This window comes from Nesterenkonia lacusekhoensis, from assembly GCF_017876395.1.
Lineage (GTDB): Bacteria > Actinomycetota > Actinomycetes > Actinomycetales > Micrococcaceae > Nesterenkonia > Nesterenkonia lacusekhoensis.
On the sequence record NZ_JAGINX010000001.1, the window covers coordinates 1,918,119 to 1,938,388 of the forward strand.

Genomic DNA, 20,270 nt, shown 5'->3' on the forward strand with positions numbered 1-20,270 from the left:
AGCCCCGTGTTACGCCGAAGTGTCGGGAAGCTCAGAGGCCCAATGTGCGGCGCATCTGATCTGCCAGCTGGTCCGGGCTGGTCAGGAAGCCGTCATGACCGATGGGTGAGGCGATCATGTGCACCTCATGCTCGCCGGGCAGAAGCTCGGCGATCTCGCGGGACTGCTCCGGGAAGTAGAGCCGGTCGCTGTCCACCGCGGCCAGGAACGGCACCGCGGTGATGTTCTGCAGAGCCTGCGCCGCTCCCCCGCGGCCGCGGCCGACGTCGTGGCTCATCAGCGCCTCGGTCAGCACGATGTAGGCATTGGGGTCGAAGCGGGAGGACAGCTTCTCCGCCTGATGGTCCAGATAGGACTCCACCTGGTAGCGCCCACGCCGACGGGAGGACCACCCGAAGGGTTCCTCCCGGCCCTGGGGCTCACGGCCGAACCGCACCGAGAGCTCAGTCTCTGTGCGGTAGGTGATGTGGGCGATCCGCCGCGCCAGCTGCAGACCGGCCTCGGGCACGGTCCCGCCGTAGTAGTCGCCGCCGTGGAAATGAGGGTCGTTCTCCACGGCCTTGATCTGGGCCTGCCCGAAGGCGATCTGCTCGGCAGTCGACGCCGCCCCGCAGGCGAAGACGGCGACGCCGCCCACCCGATCCGGGTAGGTGGCCGCCCATTCCAGAGCGCGCGCCCCACCCATGGAGCCGCCGATGACGGTATGGAACTCAGTGATCCCCAGCTGATCGGCCAGGCGTGCCTCCAGATGCACCGAGTCCCTGATCGTCACGAACGGGAAGCGGGACCCCCAGGGCTCACCCTCCGGGTCCGGAGAGGCAGGGCCGGTGGAGCCGTAGCAGCCGCCGACCATGGCCGGAGCCACGACGAACCAACGCTCCGGATCGATGGGACGGCCCGCACCGAGCAGGCTCTCCCACCAGCCGGATCCGGGGTCCGCCTCCGTCGGGGCGACATGGGTGTCTCCGGTGAGTGCGTGGGCGACGAGGATCGCGTTGTCCCCGGCCTCGTTGAGGGTCCCCCACGTCTCGAAGGCGATCTCGACCGAGGGCAGGAACCTGCCGGTCTCGAAGGTGTAGGCCCCCACCTCCGCGATCTGCAGCGCCCCGGCGGGACGGTGTCCGAAATCGTTCGCCGGGGCAGCCGCGGCGCAGGGGGCCTGCAGAGTCATCGCGCAGAGGTTCCTGCCGCTGCACCGGCAGGAGCGGCCGCCTCTGTCGCCGGCTGCGGCGCATTCTGCCCCACGGCGTCCAGAGCCTGCCGCAGGTCGGCCAGGATGTCGTCCAGGTGCTCGATCCCCACAGAGAGGCGCACCACGCCCGGCTTCACGCCGGCGGCCTTCTGGTCCTCCGGGGTGAGCTGACGGTGGGTGGTCGAGGCCGGGTGGATGGCCAGAGAGCGCACATCGCCCACGTTCGCCACCAGGGAATGCAGCTGCAGGGCGTCCACCACGGCCTGGCCGTTGGCGGCCTGGGCCGCGGCATCCTCCCCGTGGACCTCGAAGGACAGCACGGCTCCCACACCGTGGGGAAGGTACTTCTGGGCATGCTCCCAGCAGGGGCTCTCCGGAAGTCCGGAGTAGAAGACCTGGCGGACGGCCGGGTGATCGCGCAGGAAGCGAGCCACGGCCGCGGCGTTGTGCACGTGGCGCTCCACGCGCAGGCTCAGCGTCTCCAGGCCGAGGTTGATCTCGAAGGCGTTGTGCGGTGACAGCGTGGGGCCCAGGTCCCGCAGCAGCTGCACCCGTGCCTTCAGGACGAAGGACAGATTCACCCCGAAGATGCCCTCGGGCCCCAGATCCCTGCCGAAGACCAGACCGTGATAGCTCTCGTCCGGCTCGTTGAAGCCGGGGAACCGGTCCGGATGCTTGGAGTAGTCGAAGGTGCCGGCGTCGACGATGATCCCGGCGATGGCCGTGCCGTGCCCGCCCAGGAACTTCGTGGCGGAGTGGACCACCACATCGGCGCCGAACTCGATGGGCCGGCACAGGTACGGCGTGGCCAGCGTGTTGTCGACCACCAGCGGCACGCCGACCTCATGGGCGGTGTCGGCCACGCTCTCGATGTCCAACACGTCGGTGCGGGGGTTGGCCACCGTCTCGGCGAAGAAGGCCGCAGTGTTCGGCTGAACGGCGGCCCGCCAGGAGGCGACGTCGTCCGGGTCCTCCACAAAGCTGACGTCGATGCCCAGCTTGGGCAGGGTGTGCTTGAAGAGGTTCTGCGTGCCGCCGTAGAGCGAGGGCGAGGCGACGATGTGCCCACCGCCCTCGGCCAGGTTCAGCAGGGCCAGGGTGGTCGCCGCCTGGCCCGATCCCACAGCGAGCGCTCCCACGCCGCCCTCCAGAGCCGCAACCTTGTCCTCCACGGCCTGGACCGTGGGGTTGCCGATGCGGGAGTAGATGGGGGCGATCTCCTCCAGACCGAAGCGCCGTGCGGCGGCCTCGGCGTCGGGGAAGACGAAGGAGGTGGTCTGCTGGATGGGCAGGGCCCGGGCCCCGGTGACGGGGTCCGGGGAGACTCCGGCATGGATCTGCCGGGTCTCGAAGTGGGCGGACTGGATGTCCAAGGTGGGTTCGGTCGATGCAGCCATCGAATACACTCCGTGAAACTCGCGCTTGCCCGGCGGCGTCCTCCGCCGGACCTGGTCGTCACCCGGGGCACCCCACCGCGAAGTGGAGGGTTGCCGGCCAGCAAACCGGGGTTTTGCGCTGGCGCTCTTGACCTGGGAATAAGTCTGCCTGCGCGCCGTGAAAAGGGCAAGTCACTGTTACGCGAGGTGTAGCCGCTCAGAGCTGCGGCAGGGCAGACTCCTGAAAGGTCCACGGATCACACGGAAGATCCTCCAGCCGGAAGGCCTCCGACGCATGGCCCAACGACCCCGGGGGCAGACCGAGCGAGTCCAGCAGCAGGTCGCGGACGGCGTCGGGTCCGATGCCCCGTTCCCGGAGCTGGGCCAGGGTGACCGCACCGTCGCGTTTGGCGAGTCTGCGGCCCTCGGGGCTGAGCACCAGCGGGACATGGATGTACTCCACCGCCGAGCGGGCCTGCGCACCGTAGAGCAGCTCCCGCAGGTAGGCCTGCCGCGGCGCGGAGGAGGCCAGATCGTCACCGCGCAGCACCTGGTCCACGCCGGTGAGGTGGTCATCGACCACCACAGCCAGGTTGTAGGCGGCGGTGCCGTCGTTGCGGATCAGCACCAGATCATCGACGACGCCGTCCACGCGGCCCAGCAGCCGGTCCTCGACGCTCTGCTCACGCTGCCAATCCGGAACGCGCAGCCGCAGCGCCGGCGGACGCTGCTCCCGACGCCGGGCCCGGTCCTGCTCGCTGAGAGTCCGGCAGGTGCCCGGATAGGCGCCTGGCGGGGCGTGGGGTGCCCGCGCCGCCTCCTGGATCTCGCGCCGGGTGCAGAAGCATTCGTAGACCAGGCCTCGGCTGCGGAGCTCAGCGACGGCGTCGTCGTAGATGTCCTGACGCTGGGACTGCCGGAGGACGTCGCCGCCGAAGGTGATCCCCAGAGACTCCAGATCAGCGCGCTGACGCTCAGCCGAGCCGGCGACGGTGCGGCCGGCGTCGAGATCCTCGTAACGCAGCAGCAGCTGACGGTCCTCGGCGTGGGCGGCCAGCCAGGCGAGCAGGGCCGTGCGCAGGTTCCCCAGGTGCAGATCTCCTGAGGGGCTGGGTGCATAACGGCCTGCGGGCATCGGTCAGCGGCTCACTTCACCGGCAGATGCTCACCGGAGCTGCGGGTTTCGGATTCGGGAGTCTCGGAGCCTTCCGCCGAGCTGCCCCCGGCCTCCAGGTCGATGCCCTGCAGCGTCTTCGGCACCAGGGAGACCGCGATCAGCGAGATCAGCGAGAGGCCGGAGAGGTAGAGGCCGATCATCCATCCCTGGCCGGTGGCGTCGTAGATGGCCTGGGCGATGGTCGCAGCGAAGGCTCCGCCCATGATGGAGCCGAAGGCGTAGCCGATGGACACCCCGGAGAAGCGGACATCCGCCGGGAACATCTCGGCGTAGAGGGCCGACTGCGGGCCATAGGAGGGGCCCAGGCCGATGGTCAGCACGAACACCGCGAGCGCGAACATCAGCAGAGAGCCGGTGTCGATCAGGAACCACATCGGGATACACCAGAGGATCAGGATCCCGAAGCCGATCTGATAGGTCAGCACGCGGCCGATGCGGTCGCTGATCCAACCGCCGAAGTAGGTGAAGATGAACCAGCCCAGCGCGCCCACCAGGGAGGCGATCAGCGTGTCGGTGGTGGAGAATCCCACGGCGCTGGAGGCGTAGGAGGCGAAGAAGACGATGATCATGTAGCCCGCGGCGTTGTTGGCCGAGAAGATCAGAGCGGTCAGGAAGACGTTCTTCTTATGGGTGGTCAGCAGCTCCTTGAGCGGAGCCGAGGACTCCTTCTTCCGCTGCTTCATCTCGGCGAAGACCGGGGACTCCTCCACCCGGCGGCGGATCAGGTAGGCCACCACGATCAGCACGAAGGAGAAGAGGAACGGCATGCGCCAGCCCCATTCCAGGAACTGCTCCTCGGTCAGCGCAGCACGCAGACCGAACATGGAGATGGCCGCCATGAACATGCCCAGGGGGACGCCGATCTGCGGATACATGCCGAACAGGCCGCGCTTGTGGCGCGGGGCATGCTCGACGGCCAGCAGAGCGGCACCGCCCCATTCGCCGCCGGCGGAGAGACCCTGCAGGATGCGCAGGACCACCAGCAGGATCGGGGCGGCCATGCCCCAGGCCGCGTAGGTCGGCAGCAGGCCGATGAAGGCGGTGGCCCCGCCCATGCCCAGCAGGGTCAGGACCAGGACGAGCTTGCGTCCGTAGCGGTCGCCCAGCCAGCCGGCCAGGATGGCGCCCAGAGGGCGGAAGAGGAAGGAGATGCCGATCGAGGCCCAGGCCACCAGCTGGGCCAGGGTCTGGTTCTCCTCGCCCAAGGGTTCGAAGTACAGCACAGCCAGGACGAATCCTGCCGCCTGTGCATAGATGAAGAAGTCGTACCACTCGATCGTGGTCCCCACCAAGGTTCCGGCGAGGACCTTCTTCTCCTCGCGGGTCTTCCGATGCCCCTCAGCGCTGAGGAATGCCTGCTGCGTCATTCCGAAGATCCTACCTCTTGTCAGGACTTCCCCGGTCCGAGAGGATCAGACGTATGAATGACTTCACGACGATCACCGTCTCCACCGAGGAACGCATCGGCATGATCCGGCTGAACCGGCCGGAGGCGCTGAACGCGCTCAACGCCGAACTGATGGACGAGGTGGTCCGGGCCGCCGTGGAGTTCGACGCCGACCCGGAGATCGGCGCGATCCTGCTGAGCGGCTCGGAGAAGGCCTTCGCCGCCGGGGCGGACATCAAAGAGATGGCCTCCAAGGACTTCGCTGAGATGTACAGCCGTGACTGGTTCGGGCGCTGGGATGAGTTCGCCCGGCTGCGCACTCCAGTGGTGGCCGCCGTCTCCGGCTACGCCCTGGGCGGAGGCTGCGAGCTGGCTATGATGGCCGACCTGATCATCGCCGGCGAGAGTGCGAAGTTCGGGCAGCCGGAGATCGATCTGGGCGTCATCCCCGGCATGGGCGGCTCCCAGCGGCTCACCCGGTCGGTGGGCAAGGCCAAAGCCATGGATATGGTCCTCACCGGACGGCACATCGGCGCCGAGGAGGCAGAACGGATCGGCCTGGTCTCCCGGGTGGTCCCCGACGAACTGCTGGAGACCGAGGCTGCCAAGGCCGCCGGGACCATCGCCTCGAAGTCCAAGCCGGCAGCTCAGATGGCCAAAGAGGCTGTGTCTGCCGCCTTCGAGTCACCGCTGCATCAGGGCCTGCAGTTCGAGCGCCGACTCTTCCACGCTCTGTTCTCCACGGAGGACCAGACCGAGGGCATGGCGGCCTTCGCGGAGAAGCGCAGCCCCGAATGGAAGCACCGCTGAGCTGAACTGCGCTGAGCGCTAGAGGCCGAGGATGGCCCGGGCAGCGGCGTCGGCGTCGGCCAGGGTGCGCGCCGAGCCGCTCGGGCTGCCGCCGGACTCCGCGGCGATGGCCGTCCCCCACTGCACTGAGCTCAGCTGCAGTCCCAACACGTAGAGCCCCTCGCAGATCTCGCCGTCTGCGCTGATGAGCCGGTGCGGAGCAGGCGTGACGTCGAAGCCCTTGCCCGCACGCGGGGCACCGGAGGAGTCGATGAGCTCCTGCGGCCGCGCCAGGCCGTCCTTCAGCAGCCCGGCCACCAGGGGCGACTCAGAGAGCTGGACCCGGTTGGCCGGCATCATCGCCTCCAGCAGATACCCGGCACGGTAGGGCTCCTCCGCCCCCACCCACGGTGATTCGGCGGTGAAGCGCCCCGTCTCCCGGTCCACGTCGAAGACCGGCTCCGGCCCCAGGAACTCCACGACGCCGGCCCGGGCCAGAGCCGCCAGCTCCTCGATCCGCTGCGGCGGCGGTCCGCTGGCCGCGCCTTCGACCAACGATTCGAACCAGGTCTCGACGTCGTCGATCCGGCTGGCCTGGGCCACCCGCCCCTGGGAGATCAGCTCCTTGAGCTTCATCCGGGCCGCATGCAGAGCCCCGATGGCCATCTTCAGCGGGCTGGCCGTGCCGGCGTCGGAGGTGGCCGCGTCCTCCACCAGATAGCTGAGCATGTGCTGCTGGTAGTCGTCGTGGGAGGTGAAGGCAGCTCCGTCGAAGGGCCTCCCCAAGGACCGCACGAACCTCTCCGCCTCCGGCAGACGCTCCGCGGGCGGATGGGTTACGGGAGGATGGGCCAGCCCCTCCTCCTGCGCCACGGGCTCTGCGTCCGGCCCCGTCCGGTAGTAGGTGTGCAGCACGTCCTGCAGGATCAGGGGCCAGAGGTGCGCGCGGAAGTCCAAGAAGTCGTGGCGCCGCTCCGCCTCATCGATGGCATCATCGGTGAAGTGCACCAGCTCGACCCCCTCCGGGATGAAGCCGGGCGCGCTGGATTTGGCCCGGTACGGGGTCCCGCGCCGAGAACCGGCGATCAGCCTGGGCTCCCGGCCGGAGGGGATGTATTCCAGGCGCCGACCGGGTTGGGCCTCCGGCAGCTCACGGAAGGAGCCCCCACGCCCGAGGGTCACTTGGATCATCAGGTCGAAGAAGTTCAGGCCCATCCCGCGGACCAACACATTCTCCTCCTGGGGCAGGAGGTCGTAGTCCACGTCGGTGGGGACGGCCGGGGCCAGGTAGCGCAACCCCAGGTCCTGCGCCGCCTGGGCCAGGCGCTCTCCGGGGTCGTTGAGCCGGGCGGGGATATGACCGAGCGCCAGGACCGCTGCGTCGACCTCCTGCTGACCCTGCGCAGTGCTCAGCAGGTAGCGGCGACCGTGGGGCGCACAGCGGGTCGCCGCGGTGCTGCGACGCTCCACCACGACGCCGCAGTCCTCCAGACCCGCGGTGACCCGCTGGTGGAGCCAGCGCAGGTAGGTGCCGTAGGCCGCGCGGCTGGGGTAGTCGGCGTCGTCGGGCGCGGCTGCTGCCCGAAGTTCGGCCGGCGCATGGCGACGACGCCACTGGGCGAAGCCGCAGGAGACCGAGGAGGGCGGGATCTGGTCGCAGGTGGGCCCCTCAGATGCGGCCGTCGGATACGAGGCCGGGGTGTTCATCAGGTACAGCGGAGACTGGTCCGGGTTCCAGACGCGGCCGGGGCCGTGTGGTGCCGGATCGAAGATGATCACCCGCAGGGCGGGATCGCCGCGGCGGGGCGAACGCTGCAGGTGAGCCAACAGCCGGTCCAGGAAGGAAGTGCCACGGGGGCCTGCCCCGACGACGGCGATGACAGTCTCCCCAGTCGGTTGCGGCATCCTCATCCTCTCTGTGGGCCATACTCTGACGATCAGCAGGTGTACGGACAACAATGGTGTACGGACAGCAGGTATATACGACGAAGGGCCCCGGTGCGAACACCGGGACCCTTCTCTGAGCGGAGGATGGGGGATTTGAACCCCCGAGGGCGTTAACCCAACACGCGTTCCAAGCGTGCGCCATAGGCCGCTAGGCGAATCCTCCTTCAGTTGTGCTCTGCTTCAAGAGCAGAGTCAATGGTAGCTGAAAAATTCTCTGCTACCAAAAGCGGAGGCGGGGGGATTTGAACCCCCGATCCCCGATTAAGAGGATCCTTCATTAGCAGTGAAGTCCGTTCGGCCGCTCCGGCACGCCTCCTGTTGCGTCATAGCGGCGGACCACCATGATGCGACACTCAAGGCTACCGTCATGCCCGGCCAAGTTTCAAAGCGGCGTACGGATCAGGCCGACCGGACCACAGCCAGGCTGAACCCGTCCCAACCCTTGGCCCCCACGGTCTGGACCGCGGTGGCCTCCAGGACGGGGCTGCTCCCTTGGGCCTCGAGGAAGTCCCAGATGCCTCGGATGTCCGGATCCTGTGAGTCGGCGTCGAGGATCTGCCCACCACGGACCACGTTGTCCCCCACGATGACGGTTCCGGGACGAGCCATCTGCACGGCCAGCTGCAGGTAGCGGGCGTTGCCGGCCTTATCCGCATCCAGGAACACCAGATCGAAGGGTTCGGGCTCTTCGGCGATGAGCTGGCGCAGGGAGTCTTCAGCAGCACCCAGGCGGATCTGCACGCGGTCGGCGACGCCGGCATCCTCCAGATTGGCCTGGGCCACCTCCGCATGGCGGGGTTCGTACTCACACGTGATGACCTGCCCCTGATCCCCCACGGCACGGGCCATCCAGATGGTCGAGAAACCGGCCAGGGTGCCCACCTCCAGCACGCGGCGCGCTCCCGAGATCTCAGCCAGCAGCGCCAACATCTTGCCGTGAGCGGCTGAGACCTCGATCCGCGGCATACCTGCCTCATCGGCGCGACGCCGCACTCGGTCGAAGACCTCGTCCTGCCGGACCACGGTCTGTTCCACATAGGCGTCCACGGCGGCCCACTGCTGCTCATTCGCGGTAGTCATGGCCTCAGCCTAAGGAGCCGCGGCGAGGCTGGGAAGGGGTGGCTGCGCGGAACCCGGACCGCTCTCCACAGGGGGTCGAACGGCGAATGCATCGTGTCAGCGCCACGCGGTAAGGTCTAGGGCGTGAGCACCGCCCTCTATCGCCGCTACCGCCCGGACACCTTCTCCGATGTCATCGGGCAGGAGCATGTCACCGCCCCGCTGATCACAGCCCTGGGCAAGGATGCGGTCTCACATGCCTACCTGTTCTCCGGTCCGCGCGGCTGCGGCAAGACCACTTCGGCCCGCATCCTGGCCCGCTGCCTGAACTGTGCGCAGGGCCCCACCGGCCACCCGTGCGGGCAGTGCGAGTCCTGCCGGGACCTGGCCACCGGCGGGCCGGGCTCACTGGATGTCATCGAGATCGACGCCGCCAGCCACGGCGGTGTGGACGATGCCCGCGATCTGCGCGAACGTGCCACCTTCGCCCCGGTCCGCGACCGCTACAAGATCTTCATCATCGATGAGGCTCATATGGTCACCGCGGCCGGCTTCAACGCGCTGCTGAAGATCGTCGAAGAGCCCCCGGCGCACATCAAGTTCATCTTCGCCACCACGGAGCCGGACAAGGTCATCGGCACCATCCGCTCCCGCACCCACCACTACCCCTTCCGGCTCGTGCCGCCGGAGCCGCTGCTGGAGTATCTGCAGAAGCTCTGCGAGCAGGAGAGCGTCCCTGTGGCTCCCGGGGTGCTGTCGCTGGTGATCCGTGCCGGCGGCGGTTCGGTGCGCGACACTCTCTCGGTGCTGGACCAGCTGATCGCCGGCTCCGAGGCCAGCGGCATCGACTACGAGCGCGCCACCGCCCTGCTGGGCTTCACCCACACCGCTCTGCTGGATGATGTGGTGAACTCGGTGGCCGCTCTGGACGGCGCCACGGCCTTCGGCGTGGTGGACCGTGTGGTCCAGTCCGGACAGGATCCGCGGCGGTTCGTCGAAGATCTGCTGGAACGGCTGCGCGATCTGATCATCGTGAAGTCTGTTCCGGAATCCCCCGGGGCCATCCTGCGCGGCGTCCCGGAGGACCAGATCCGGCGCATGCAGGAGCAGGCCTCCGCAGTGGGCGCCGCAGAGCTCTCCCGCGCGGCCGACATCACCGCTCAGGCGCTGACCGATATGGTCGGCGCCACCTCGCCGCGGCTGCATCTGGAGCTGCTCATGGCTCGGCTTCTGCTGCCTCACGCTGAGCAGGGCCACGCCAGCGTGGCCGCTCGCCTGGAACGCCTGGAGCGCCGCGTCGACTTCGTCTCCGGTGCCGGTGCGACCCCCGCAGACGAGCACCCGACGCCGGCCCCTGCTGAAGGTGCTGCGGCTTCGACTGCCGCGCCGGCTGCGGCTGCACCAGAGGCCCCGGCGGCTGCACCTGCAGCTGCCGCTGAGCAGCCGGCCGCTGCTGAGCGGCCGGCAGCAGCCCAGCAGGAGCCTGCATCCCAGCAGGGCGAGCCAGAAGCACCGACTCAGCCGCAGCAGTCCGAGCCCACCCCGGCACCGGCCTCCTCCGGCCCGCAGTCCGGCGCTTCCTCGCAGTCCGGCGCTGGCACCCAGTCAGGCGCTGCCTCGCAGGAGTCGGCCGACGATTGGGCCATGCCCGGTGTGCCGCGTGAGTCCGAGCCCGCTCCTGCGCCGAACCCTGCCGATGAGTGGGCCACCCCCGGTGTGGACCGCCAGCCCCCGCAACAGGATGCCGCACAGCCCGAGGCACCCGAAGCCGAGGCACCCCAGGTCAACGTGCCACAGGTCAACGCGCCACAGCAGGCTGAACCCCAGCCGCAGGCGCCTGCCACGCAGCCCTCCGCGTCCCAGCAGCCGGCACAGCCCTCCCAGCCCGCACCTCCGCAGGCTGGTGGGGCTCCGCAATCAGGCGGGGCTCAGCCATCGGGTGGAGCTCAGCTATCCGGTGGCTCTAAGGTCCAGATGATGCAGCGCGCGTGGCCGGACATCGTGGATACGCTCAAGGGCCAGTCCCGCATGCTGTGGATGCTGGTCAAGGGCAATGTCTCGGTGGGCGGCTTCGACGGCCAGACCCTCACTCTGGCCTTCAGCAACGACGGCGCTCGCAACACCTTCGCCAACCGCAACGGCGAGCAGGCTCTGAACGCGGCCATTCAGCAGGTTCTCGGCATGCAGGTCAGCTTTGACCTGGTCACTGGAGGTGCTCCCCCGGCAGATGGTGGTGGGACCCCAAAAGTTGAGGCGGGCCCAGCCCGCACTCCGGATCCGGCCCCCGCAGCACCGGCGGAACCGGCAGCGCCCTCGCCCTCTGGGGCGAGCCCTGTCTCCGAGGGTGACGGCGCCCCCGCTTGGGTGAGCGAGGAAGAAGCACCTGACCCGGTGCAGCCTGAGCCCGAGGAACCGCCGCAGCCGCCGTCGCCTCACCCTGCCTGGAACGGTGAGCCCAGCCGTGACCCGGCTGGAGTCACCGACTCCGACGATGCCCCGGAGGAGAAGGACCCCTTCTACGAGACCTCGCAGGCTGGACCATCTGCTCCCCCAGCAGCTCAGGAGCCGCCGGAAGATCTGCACCCGGGCTCCTGGGAGGATCCCTACGCGCAGGGGTCCGGTCCGCATCCGGGCAACGGCGCTGCACCGTCGAACCCCACCTCGCAGCAGAGCCCCGCCCCGCAGCAGAATACGCACGAGCCCGCCCCGGAGGCCTATAAGCCGCTGGCAGAGAAGCCTCAGGTCCCGGTGTTCGCGCGGAAGTCCGCGCCCACTGCGCCGGCGTCGTCGGGCGGTTCCTCCAGCCCTGCTCCCGGGCAGGGGGCAGACTCGCAGAGCGCGGCGAGCCCGTCCGCCCCGGCCAACAGCCGACTGGCGGAGATCAAACAGCGGATGGCTCAGCGCCGTGCCACGGCGGGCGTCGCCTATGACACTCCGCCGCCTGATCCGATGTATGACCAGGGACCGCCGCCTGATCTGGATCAGGCGGTGCCCGCCGCCCAGGCCTCAGGTGCCCAGGGCCCCGGGTCGCAGGGCAGTGCTCCTGCATCGGAGGTGGAAGAGGTCCCCAGCGACGACGACATCGCGGTGGAGGAATCCAGCGTCTTCGGCCGCAAAGCGCTGGAGCGCCTGCTCGACGCCACGCTCATCGAGGAACGACGCCTGGGCGAGTAGTGCTCAGACCCTCCGGGGCCAAGCCTGCCGGCGGCCCTAGGCCGTCTCCACGGCGTGAGCGATGGCCGTGCCGAGCTCTTCGCAGGACGCGCTGCCGCCCAGATCCGGAGTCATCGTCTGGCCTGATTCCAGCACTGATTCGAACGCGCTGGTCACCGCCTCGGCAGCCTGGGCCTCACCCAGGAAGTCCAGCATCATGGCACCGGCCCAGATCTGACCGATCGGGTTGGCGATCCCCTTGCCCGCGATGTCTGGAGCGGAGCCGTGCACCGGCTCGAAGAGTGAGGGCAGCTCGCCGGTCGGGTTGATGTTCGCAGAGGGTGCCACACCGATCGTTCCGGTGCAGGCAGGGCCGAGGTCGGAGAGGATGTCGCCGAAGAGATTGGAGGCCACGACGACGTCGAACCAGTCCGGATGCAGCACGAACTGCGCGGCCAGGATGTCGATGTGGAACTTATCCACCTCGATCTCAGGGAAGGCCTCCCCCATCTCGGCCACCCGCTCATCCCAATAGGGCATGGTGATGGAGATGCCGTTGGACTTGGTGGCCGAGGTCAGCTTGCCGCTGCGCCGCTGAGCCTGCTCGAAGGCGAAGCGCAGGATCCTGTCGATGCCGGTCCGGGTCATCACCGTCTCCTGGACGACGGTCTCGCGGTCGGTGCCTTCGAACATCTTCCCGCCGATGCTGGAGTACTCACCTTCGGTGTTCTCGCGGACCACCAGGAAGTCGATGTCTCCGGGCTCTCGACCGCGCAGCGGCCCCGGAACACCGGGCAGCAGCTTCACCGGACGCAGATTGACGTACTGGTCGAAACCGCGGCGGAACTGCAGCAGCGAGTCCCACAGAGAGATGTGGTCCGGGACGACGTCGGGCCAGCCCACCGCTCCGAAATAGATCGCGTCGAAGCCGCTCAGCGTCTGGAACCAGTCCTCGGGCAGCATCCGGCCGTGCTGGGTCCAGTACTCGGCCGAGGCGAAGTCGAACTCCTGGGTCTCCAGACGGAACCCGAAGCGCTCAGCCGCTCGCCCCAGCACTTTCAGGCCCTCAGGCATCACCTCTGTGCCGATGCCGTCACCGGCGATGACGGCGATGCGGTAGGTCCGTTCCGGGCTGCTGAATGCGTTCATCGATGTGGTCTCCTTCGACTGCTCGGCTGATGCGAGCCTATGCCCCAGGCCGTTCGCGGGGAAGGCCCTCCCCGGAGCGGCTGTGAGACCGGCGCCGCCCCGGGATGAGCAGAGCCGTCTGAGCGGAGCCGCTTCAGCAGGATGTCTCGGCGCTGACAGGTAGACTGCACTGCTGTGTATGAAGGCGCAGTCCAGGACCTGATCGATGAGCTCGGCCGCTTGCCCGGCATCGGCCCCAAATCCGCTCAGCGGGTGGCTTTCCACATCCTGGAGGCCGACGGTGAGGATATGAAGCGGCTGGCCGACGCCATCGTCTCGGTCAAGGAGAAGGTCAAGTTCTGCGAGATCTGCTTCAACGTCTCGGAGGAGAGCACCTGTCGGATCTGCCAGGACAGTCGGCGCGACCCTTCCGTGATCTGTGTGGTCGAAGAGTCCAAAGACGTCATGGCGATCGAACGCACCCGCAGCTTCCGCGGCAGATATCACGTGCTCGGCGGCTCCATCAATCCGATCGCGGGCGTCGGGCCTGATCAGCTGCATATCCGTGAGCTGCTGAACCGCCTCTCCGACGACCAGATCAAAGAGGTCATCATCGCCACCGATCCCAACCTCGAGGGTGAGGCCACCGCCACCTATCTGGTGCGCATGCTCGGCTCCATCGGCATCAAGCTGACCCGCCTGGCCTCCGGACTGCCCGTGGGCGGAGACCTCGAATACGCCGACGACGTCACACTCGGACGTGCGTTCGAGGGCCGCACCGACCTGTCCTGAGCCATAGGAGACAGATCGTTATCCAAGCGTGATTGTTTGATGTCACGCGCATTTTCGTGCCCACTTCTCCCACCCTTCCCGCGCCCTCAGAAGGCTTGCCGCACAGGGGAAGGGCGCTGCGCCTATCTCCGGGTCCTCACTTTTCCGCAATGTTTCGAGTGATGATGTCCAGCCGTGTGTGAGCGCTCACTCAGGCTCTATCCAGTTCCAATTCTGCTTCTTCAGGTCTAGCTGTTGCGGGGCCTGACGTTGTTTACAGGCTATTCACCGTTGAGCGTGGAGTCCCTGTTGGTGGGGGATCCTGCGGCGTCGGCGTGTCTGCCTGATGCTGGTGCCTAGGATACGGGATTGATAGTTCTTCTGGTTGCGGAATCCGCGGCCGGTGCGTTTGATGTGCTTGATCCCGGTATTTGCGGCTTCAGTACGTGCGTTGGTGACTTGGGTGCGGATGAAGACTTTGATCTCGGTCCACCAGTTCGCGACGGTGGCGGCGAGCTTATCCGTCTCGGCCATGTCAGCGGCTGCCACGGCCATCTCGAAGTCGATCCGGGTGTTCTGGGCCGCTGGGATGTCCTTGGCGGCCAGCATTGCCCGCAGGCGCTCTTTGACTGCCCAGGCGGCAGCGACCTCCTCGAAGTCGGCATCCTCGAGGACTTCTTCTAGCCGGTACAGCCCGGCCTCGGTGAGTCGGTCCCCGGCTCTTAGCAGCAGCATCCGGTGGGCCCACACTGAATCGTCTTTGCGGCCCCGCCGACCCAAGACCTCGCGGGTGACTCGTTGGCGGACCTCGGTGAGCATCTGGTTACCCAGGCGCACTACGTGCCAGTGATCAACTGAAATCTCCACCGCCGGCAGCACCTGGCGCACCGCGTTGCGGAACGCGGAAGCGGGGTCGATCGCCACGACCTCCAGCTGGTCCAGCCAGGCTTGGGAGCGTTGGTTCAGCCAGCGGGTGATGTTCGCACTGGAGCGGCCATCGACGACGCCGAGGATGTGGCCGGTGTCGGCGTTGACGAAGGTCGACATCCACGGTTCAACCCGGCACCACTGAGCAGTCTCGGGGTGCTTGAACCACTTCGCTCGAGCGAAGCGGTGCTCATCGATCCCCAGCGCCCGCACCGGCACCAGATCAGGATCAGGGATAGTGAGCGTATCGGCTACTACTGCGGCGTTGATCGTTGCCCAGCCCAGCCGGTGACGGGCACAAGCCCGCCAGATCGGCATCCCCTCATCCAGCACCGCCTCGACAGCGGCGGCCTTCAACCGGGCGGTGCACCGGGCACGGAAGGGCAGCTGGCTGGTGACCTGGGTGAAGGTCCGCCGAGCACAGGCAACCTCGGTGCACAGGAACCGAGGCTTGATGACTATCAGCTCGATGTTCTTGCCGCCGACCCCGAGGTCCTTGACCCGCTGGCGGGTGCGCTGATGCACCCGGGAGGAGATCGCCCCACAGTCTGGGCAGGCCGCCTCGACGCTGTTGGCGACGGCGATGACCCGGCGGCCACCCATCGGCAGATCACACGCTGTGACCACCTGGTAGCCGGGCAGGTTGAACACCACCGAGTCCGGATCCCGAAAGAGCTCGGCAGTGCTGCTGGCAGTGGGCAGGGACAGGTCAGGGCCCGTAGGCTGGAACATAGCTCGCGTCCTTCGTGTAGACGATGTGATTCCTCGCAGAACCCATCATCCAACAAGGGCGCGAGCCCCTTGACCCACGACACCTCCACGCTTAACCGCGAATGGCCTGTTTACACCTCCCCGGGGCCAGGCATAGAAGAGGAGCAGGTCCTTCTCGCGGCATGATGGGTAATCGCGAAACAACCGTCATCAGCGAAAGAGAACCTGCTCCTCGATGTCCCACGATAACGCGCCACTGACCCCGCAAGGACGCCTCCGCCTCATCGGCCGTATCCAAAACGGCCGTCCCCTGGCCCATGTCGCGGCTGAAGCCGGAGTCTCGAGAGCCTGCCTGTCGAAATGGCACAAGCGCTACCAGCACCACGGCGAGGACGGCCTCCACGATCGCTCGTCGCGGCCGCAGGCATCGCCGGATACCACCCCGGACTGGGTGGTGGAGCTGATCGAGACCTGGCGCCGGGAGCATAAGTGGGCGGCCTCCCGCATCGCCGTCGAGCTTGAGCACGAGCACGGCTTCGGCATCCACCCACGCACCGTGGGCCGCTGGTTCAAGCACCTGGGCATCAATAAGCGTCGCCACCTCGACCCGGGCGGTGAGTCCAACCGGCAGCCCGGCACGATCACCGCCACCGCACCTGGGGCGATGGTGCACCTGGATGTGAAGAAGGCCGGCCGGATCCCCGAGGGCGGTGGCTGGTTCGCCCACGGCCGAGACTCCGAGGCCGCTCGCGCCGCCAGCCGGTCGAAGAGCGCCGCGAAGAAGCAGGGGCACAAGATCGGCGGCTACACCTACCTGTACTCGGCAGTCGATGGATACACCCGCCTTGCCTACACCGAGGTGATGCAAGACGAGAAGGCCGCCACCGCGGTGGAGTTCTTGAACAAGGCCAGAGCATTCTTCGCCGCCGAAGGCATCACCCGGCTGGGCCGGGTGGTCACCGATAACGGGGTGAACTTCGCTGCCGGCGACTTCACGCAGGCGGTGAACAACCTCGGCGGGATCCATCAGCGGATCAGGCCCTACACGCCGCGGCATAACGGCAAGGTCGAGCGATATCAGCGGATTCTGGCCGAGGAATGCCTCTATGCGAGGACCTACGACTCCGAGTCGGCCCGAGGAGAAGCGATGAAAGTCTGGGTTCAGCACTACAATCATCACCGCCCCCACTCAGCTGCAGACGGTCAAGCTCCTGCCAGCCTCGTCCCGGGGCGCGTCACCAACGTCCTGCCCTCCTACATCTAGCGTGGGGCACCAGATGCACCACGCGCCGCGTGAGCATCGCCTGGATCTACGCACACCGGATGATGAGGTACTGAGGCATGAAGCAGAAGACTCACTCGGCCCGCGCCATGGGCGCGCTGAGCGCAACCGCCCTGCTGGCACTGACCGCCTGCGGAAACGGAGACGGAGGCGACGGAGACGGCGGCGACGGCGAAGAGCTGACCATCGCACTCTTCGGCGAGGAGCCCTACTCCTGGATCGATGAGGAGACCGGCGAACCCACCGGTGCCACGATCGCCGTGGCCGAGGAGATCTTCGAGAACCGCCTGGGCTATGACATCACCATCGAGGAGGAACCTGACTGGGACAACCTCATTCCCGGACTGGCTGCCGGGCACTGGGACGTGGTCTCCGCCGGCATGTCGATCACCGAGGATCGCTGCGCCGAAGCGGCCTTCGGCGAACCTGAACTGGTCTACACCACGGCCTTCCTGGTGGAAGAGGGCAACCCGACCGACATCGAGACCTTCGAGGACCTGCAGGATGCCGGCCTGGACGTCGTCGCACTCTCCGGCGCGGTGGAGTCCGGCTGGATGGAGGAAGAGGGCATCGACCACGAGACCGTCGGCAGCGCCGATGACGGCATCGACTTCGTCGAAGGCGGCCGTGCCGATGTCTTCGCCCTGACGGCCATCTCCCTGGAGACCATGGCTGGGGATATGGAAGGGCTGGAGGTCACCGACTCCTTCGCCCATGAGCTCTCCGTCGGCGCCCACGCCTTCCTGCCCGATGATGAGGACCTCATCGAGGAGTTCAACGCGGAGCTGGACGAACTGATGGAATCCGGTGAGTACCTCGGCCTGGTCGAAGAGTTCGGCTTCACCGAGGACGAGATGCCCCCGAGCGGACTGACTGCCCAAGAGCTCTGTGAGGAGGACCCGCAGGAACTGACTGAGGAGTACCTCGAGGACTGATCGTCCCTCTCCTACCTCTCCTCCCTTCTCCCAGTCACCGCACCGCACTCTCCGAGAGGCCCATGGAATTCTTCGAAGACTGGCCCAGATACGTCGACGTGGCCATCAACTGGTCAGACAGACTGCTGGACGGATTGTGGACCACCATCCAGCTGACCATCTACGGCGGGCTGCTCGCCTTCGTCGTCGCCGCCGTACTGGGCCTGATCGCAGGAAGTCCGCGCATCTGGCTCCGAGTGCCTGCCCGCATCATCATCGAACTGTTCCGCGGCGTATCTCTGGTGGTGCTGCTGTTCTGGCTGATGTTCGTGCTGCCCCAGATCTGGATGCGCGCCGACGGCCTGCCCTTCGAGGGCCTGGTCTACAACACCTTCCTGCTCGGCGTGATGGCCCTGGGCATCAACTATGGCGCATATGGCGCCGAGGCGGTCCGCGCCTCCATGACCACCGTCCCTCAGGCCCAGTGGGAGGCCACGACCGCGTTGTCGATGTCCTGGCCCCATAAGATGCGACGGGTCATCTTCCCGCAGGCCTGGGCGCTGATGCTGCCCTCGCTGACCAACCTTTGGGTCCACCTGCTCAAAGGCAGCGCCATCGCCTACATCATGCCCTTCGTCAGCGACTTCACCGCAGAGCTCAACCAGCTGCGACGCCCCACTGACATCTGGTTCTCCCACGCCTTCATCGGCTTGGTGGTCTACTTCATCCTCGCGTTGGTCATCACCCTGTTCATGCAGGCTCTGGAGACCCGGGCGAAGAACAGGTTGGGCCGTGGGCCCTCGCTGCGCGAGATCCTCTCTCCCGCGCCCAAACCGGTGACCACGGGAGGTGCCCGATGATGAGTCGCATCCTCGCCGCCGAAGTCGACGATCCCACGATGGTCGATGACGAGGAGGTCCAAGGCAGTCCGTTCTGGGACTGGGAGTTCGCCTTAGAAGCCTTCCCGCAGATGTTCATGGCCTTTCTGGAAGTCACCCTCCTGGTCACTGTGGTGGGCACGCTGATCGCAGCTGTGCTCGGTCTGATCATCGCCATCCTGATCATGGTCCTTCCCAAACCTCTGGCCTGGATCGTCCGCTGGGCGACCAACTTCATCCGCATGACGCCGATCGTGGTCCAACTGATCTTCATGTTCTGGGCCTTCCTCTGGATGGATGCCCTGACCATCGGCATCATCGTCTTCGGCGTCCACTACGCCACCTATATGTCAGAGGTGTACCGCGCCGGCATCGAGTCAGTACCGAAGGGCCAGTGGGAGGCCACCACGGCCCTGTCCATGTCCGCCGCCCGCACCTGGAGAAAAGTGGTCATCCCTCAGGCATTGCGCTCCACCGTGCCTTCGCTGGGCAACTATGCGATCTCGATGTTCAAAGACACCCCGTTCCTGCTGGTGATCGGCGTGGCCGAAATGGTCACTGTCGCCGGTCAGATCGGCGCCCCCACATTCCGCTACACCGAGGTCTATACCATCGCCGGTGTCCTGTTCCTGGCCGCCAGCTACCCGACCGCAGTCTTGGTCAACCGATTGGAGAAGCGCCTTGCCTACGCCCACTGAGAGCCCCTCCCCCGCACCTGCGGAGGCCGGAGCTCCGGTCATCGAATTCACCGACGTGGAGAAGCGCTTCGGCGACAACGTGGTCCTCAAGGATCTGAACTTCTCCGTGGCCCGCGGGGAGCGGGTGACGCTGATCGGGCCCTCCGGCTCCGGCAAGACCACGATCCTGCGCCTGGTGATGACTCTGGAGGAGCTCACCGGCGGCTATATCCACATCGACGGCGAACCGCTGACCCATCAGCAGCGCGACGGCAGGCGCGTCCCGGTGCCCAAGAAGCAGCAGAAGAGGCTGCGCACCCGGATCGGGATGGTCTTCCAACAGTTCAATCTGTTCCCGAACATGACTGTGCTGGAGAACATCATCGAAGCCCCGGTCCATGTGCTGAGCCAGTCCAAGCAGGAAGCCACCCAGAAGGCGCAGTCATTGCTGGAGCAGGTCGGCCTTCCGGATAAGGCCGACGCCCACCCCACCAGCCTCTCCGGCGGTCAGCAGCAGCGTGTGGCCATCGCCCGAGCGCTGGCCATGGACCCGGAGATCCTGCTGCTGGACGAGGTCACCTCAGCCCTGGACCCGGAGGTGGTGGGCGATGTCCTCAACATCCTGCGCGAGGTCGCCGACACCACCAACGTCACCATGCTGATCGTCACCCATGAGATGGGATTCGCCCGGGATGTGTCGCATAAGGTCATGATGTTCGACGGCGGACGGGTGGTCGAGGAGGGCCACCCGGAGACGATCTTCACCGCCCCAGACCACGAGCGGACCCAGAAGTTCCTGGGTGCGGTCCTGGGGCACTGAGCCACCCCTCAGCAGACGATCGCGCGTATGCGCCTTTATCAAAAGCTGAGACGGTTTTCATCCCGGCCTGCGCCATATGTCA

At 66.9% G+C, this 20,270-nt stretch carries 16 protein-coding genes, 2 tRNA genes and 1 riboswitch; of the genes, 8 read left to right on the plus strand and 10 right to left on the minus strand.

Annotated features, from left to right (window positions below):
- Positions 1 to 31: 31 nt before the first annotated feature.
- The 4 genes from metX to JOF45_RS09035 form a co-directional block, all read right to left on the minus strand.
- A complete protein-coding gene (gene metX, locus JOF45_RS09020; protein WP_210049185.1) occupies positions 32 to 1,171 on the minus strand; it encodes a homoserine O-acetyltransferase MetX in 1,140 nt (379 codons plus the stop codon).
- Complete coding sequence (locus tag JOF45_RS09025) at positions 1,168 to 2,589, minus strand: O-acetylhomoserine aminocarboxypropyltransferase/cysteine synthase family protein (protein ID WP_210049187.1); 1,422 nt, start codon at positions 2,587 to 2,589, stop codon at positions 1,168 to 1,170. Before JOF45_RS09025 ends, metX begins: the two co-directional genes overlap by 4 nt.
- A 16-nt stretch (positions 2,590 to 2,605) precedes the next feature.
- Positions 2,606 to 2,722, minus strand: a riboswitch (SAM riboswitch).
- Positions 2,723 to 2,785: 63 nt separating this feature from the next.
- Positions 2,786 to 3,703: a tRNA glutamyl-Q(34) synthetase GluQRS gene (gene gluQRS, locus JOF45_RS09030; RefSeq protein WP_210049189.1), complete on the minus strand. Its 918-nt coding sequence runs from the start codon at positions 3,701 to 3,703 to the stop codon at positions 2,786 to 2,788.
- An 11-nt stretch (positions 3,704 to 3,714) separates the two neighbouring features.
- Entirely contained in the window at positions 3,715 to 5,112 is a 1,398-nt protein-coding gene (locus tag JOF45_RS09035) for an MFS transporter (protein WP_210049191.1), read from the minus strand.
- Between the two features lie 53 nt (positions 5,113 to 5,165).
- Here JOF45_RS09035 and JOF45_RS09040 point away from each other — a divergent pair, with 53 nt between their 5' ends.
- The gene (locus tag JOF45_RS09040; protein ID WP_210049193.1) at positions 5,166 to 5,942 is read left to right on the plus strand and encodes an enoyl-CoA hydratase; all 777 of its coding nucleotides are present in this window, start codon (positions 5,166 to 5,168) and stop codon (positions 5,940 to 5,942) included.
- 18 nt (positions 5,943 to 5,960) lie between these two features.
- On the opposite strand, the gene JOF45_RS09045 is transcribed toward JOF45_RS09040, so the two are convergent.
- From JOF45_RS09045 to JOF45_RS09060, 4 genes are all read right to left on the minus strand, one after another.
- A complete protein-coding gene (locus JOF45_RS09045) occupies positions 5,961 to 7,826 on the minus strand; it encodes an FAD/NAD(P)-binding protein (protein WP_210049194.1) in 1,866 nt (621 codons plus the stop codon).
- Between the two features lie 120 nt (positions 7,827 to 7,946).
- Positions 7,947 to 8,031 (minus strand) — tRNA-Ser (locus tag JOF45_RS09050).
- A 64-nt stretch (positions 8,032 to 8,095) separates the two neighbouring features.
- Positions 8,096 to 8,184 (minus strand) — tRNA-Ser (locus JOF45_RS09055).
- Positions 8,185 to 8,267: 83 nt separating this feature from the next.
- Positions 8,268 to 8,948 carry an O-methyltransferase gene (locus tag JOF45_RS09060; RefSeq protein WP_210049195.1) on the minus strand — a complete coding sequence of 227 codons (681 nt, stop codon included), beginning with the start codon at positions 8,946 to 8,948 and terminating at the stop codon, positions 8,268 to 8,270.
- Between the two features lie 123 nt (positions 8,949 to 9,071).
- On the opposite strand from JOF45_RS09060, the gene JOF45_RS09065 reads away from it, so the two are divergent.
- Entirely contained in the window at positions 9,072 to 12,101 is a 3,030-nt protein-coding gene (locus JOF45_RS09065; RefSeq protein WP_210049196.1) for a DNA polymerase III subunit gamma and tau, read from the plus strand.
- A gap of 36 nt (positions 12,102 to 12,137) precedes the next feature.
- Here JOF45_RS09065 and JOF45_RS09070 read toward each other — a convergent pair whose 3' ends face one another.
- Positions 12,138 to 13,229 (minus strand): tartrate dehydrogenase, encoded by a 1,092-nt coding sequence (locus JOF45_RS09070; protein WP_210049197.1) that lies wholly within the window; start codon positions 13,227 to 13,229, stop codon positions 12,138 to 12,140.
- A 174-nt stretch (positions 13,230 to 13,403) separates the two neighbouring features.
- Between JOF45_RS09070 and recR the strand changes: the two genes are divergently transcribed.
- Entirely contained in the window at positions 13,404 to 14,000 is a 597-nt protein-coding gene (gene recR, locus JOF45_RS09075; protein WP_210049198.1) for a recombination mediator RecR, read from the plus strand.
- A gap of 264 nt (positions 14,001 to 14,264) precedes the next feature.
- Here the strand turns inward: recR and JOF45_RS09080 are convergent, their stop codons facing one another.
- A complete protein-coding gene (locus tag JOF45_RS09080) occupies positions 14,265 to 15,638 on the minus strand; it encodes an ISL3 family transposase (protein WP_245324190.1) in 1,374 nt (457 codons plus the stop codon).
- A 214-nt stretch (positions 15,639 to 15,852) separates the two neighbouring features.
- Here JOF45_RS09080 and JOF45_RS09085 point away from each other — a divergent pair, with 214 nt between their 5' ends.
- The 5 genes from JOF45_RS09085 to ehuA all read left to right on the plus strand — a co-directional run bounded on the left by JOF45_RS09085 (position 15,853) and on the right by ehuA (position 20,188).
- Positions 15,853 to 16,881, plus strand: coding sequence for an IS481 family transposase (locus JOF45_RS09085; protein ID WP_210049200.1), 1,029 nt, complete (start codon positions 15,853 to 15,855; stop codon positions 16,879 to 16,881).
- Between the two features lie 77 nt (positions 16,882 to 16,958).
- Positions 16,959 to 17,834, plus strand: a complete 876-nt coding sequence (locus JOF45_RS09090) for a transporter substrate-binding domain-containing protein (RefSeq protein WP_245324191.1) — start codon at positions 16,959 to 16,961, stop codon at positions 17,832 to 17,834.
- A gap of 62 nt (positions 17,835 to 17,896) precedes the next feature.
- A complete protein-coding gene (locus JOF45_RS09095) occupies positions 17,897 to 18,673 on the plus strand; it encodes an amino acid ABC transporter permease (protein ID WP_210049202.1) in 777 nt (258 codons plus the stop codon).
- A 38-nt stretch (positions 18,674 to 18,711) separates the two neighbouring features.
- Positions 18,712 to 19,389, plus strand: coding sequence for an ectoine/hydroxyectoine ABC transporter permease subunit EhuD (ehuD, locus tag JOF45_RS09100; RefSeq protein WP_210051404.1), 678 nt, complete (start codon positions 18,712 to 18,714; stop codon positions 19,387 to 19,389).
- Positions 19,373 to 20,188 (plus strand): ectoine/hydroxyectoine ABC transporter ATP-binding protein EhuA, encoded by an 816-nt coding sequence (gene ehuA, locus JOF45_RS09105; protein WP_210049204.1) that lies wholly within the window; start codon positions 19,373 to 19,375, stop codon positions 20,186 to 20,188. Before ehuD ends, ehuA begins: the two co-directional genes overlap by 17 nt.
- Positions 20,189 to 20,270 lie beyond the last annotated feature (82 nt).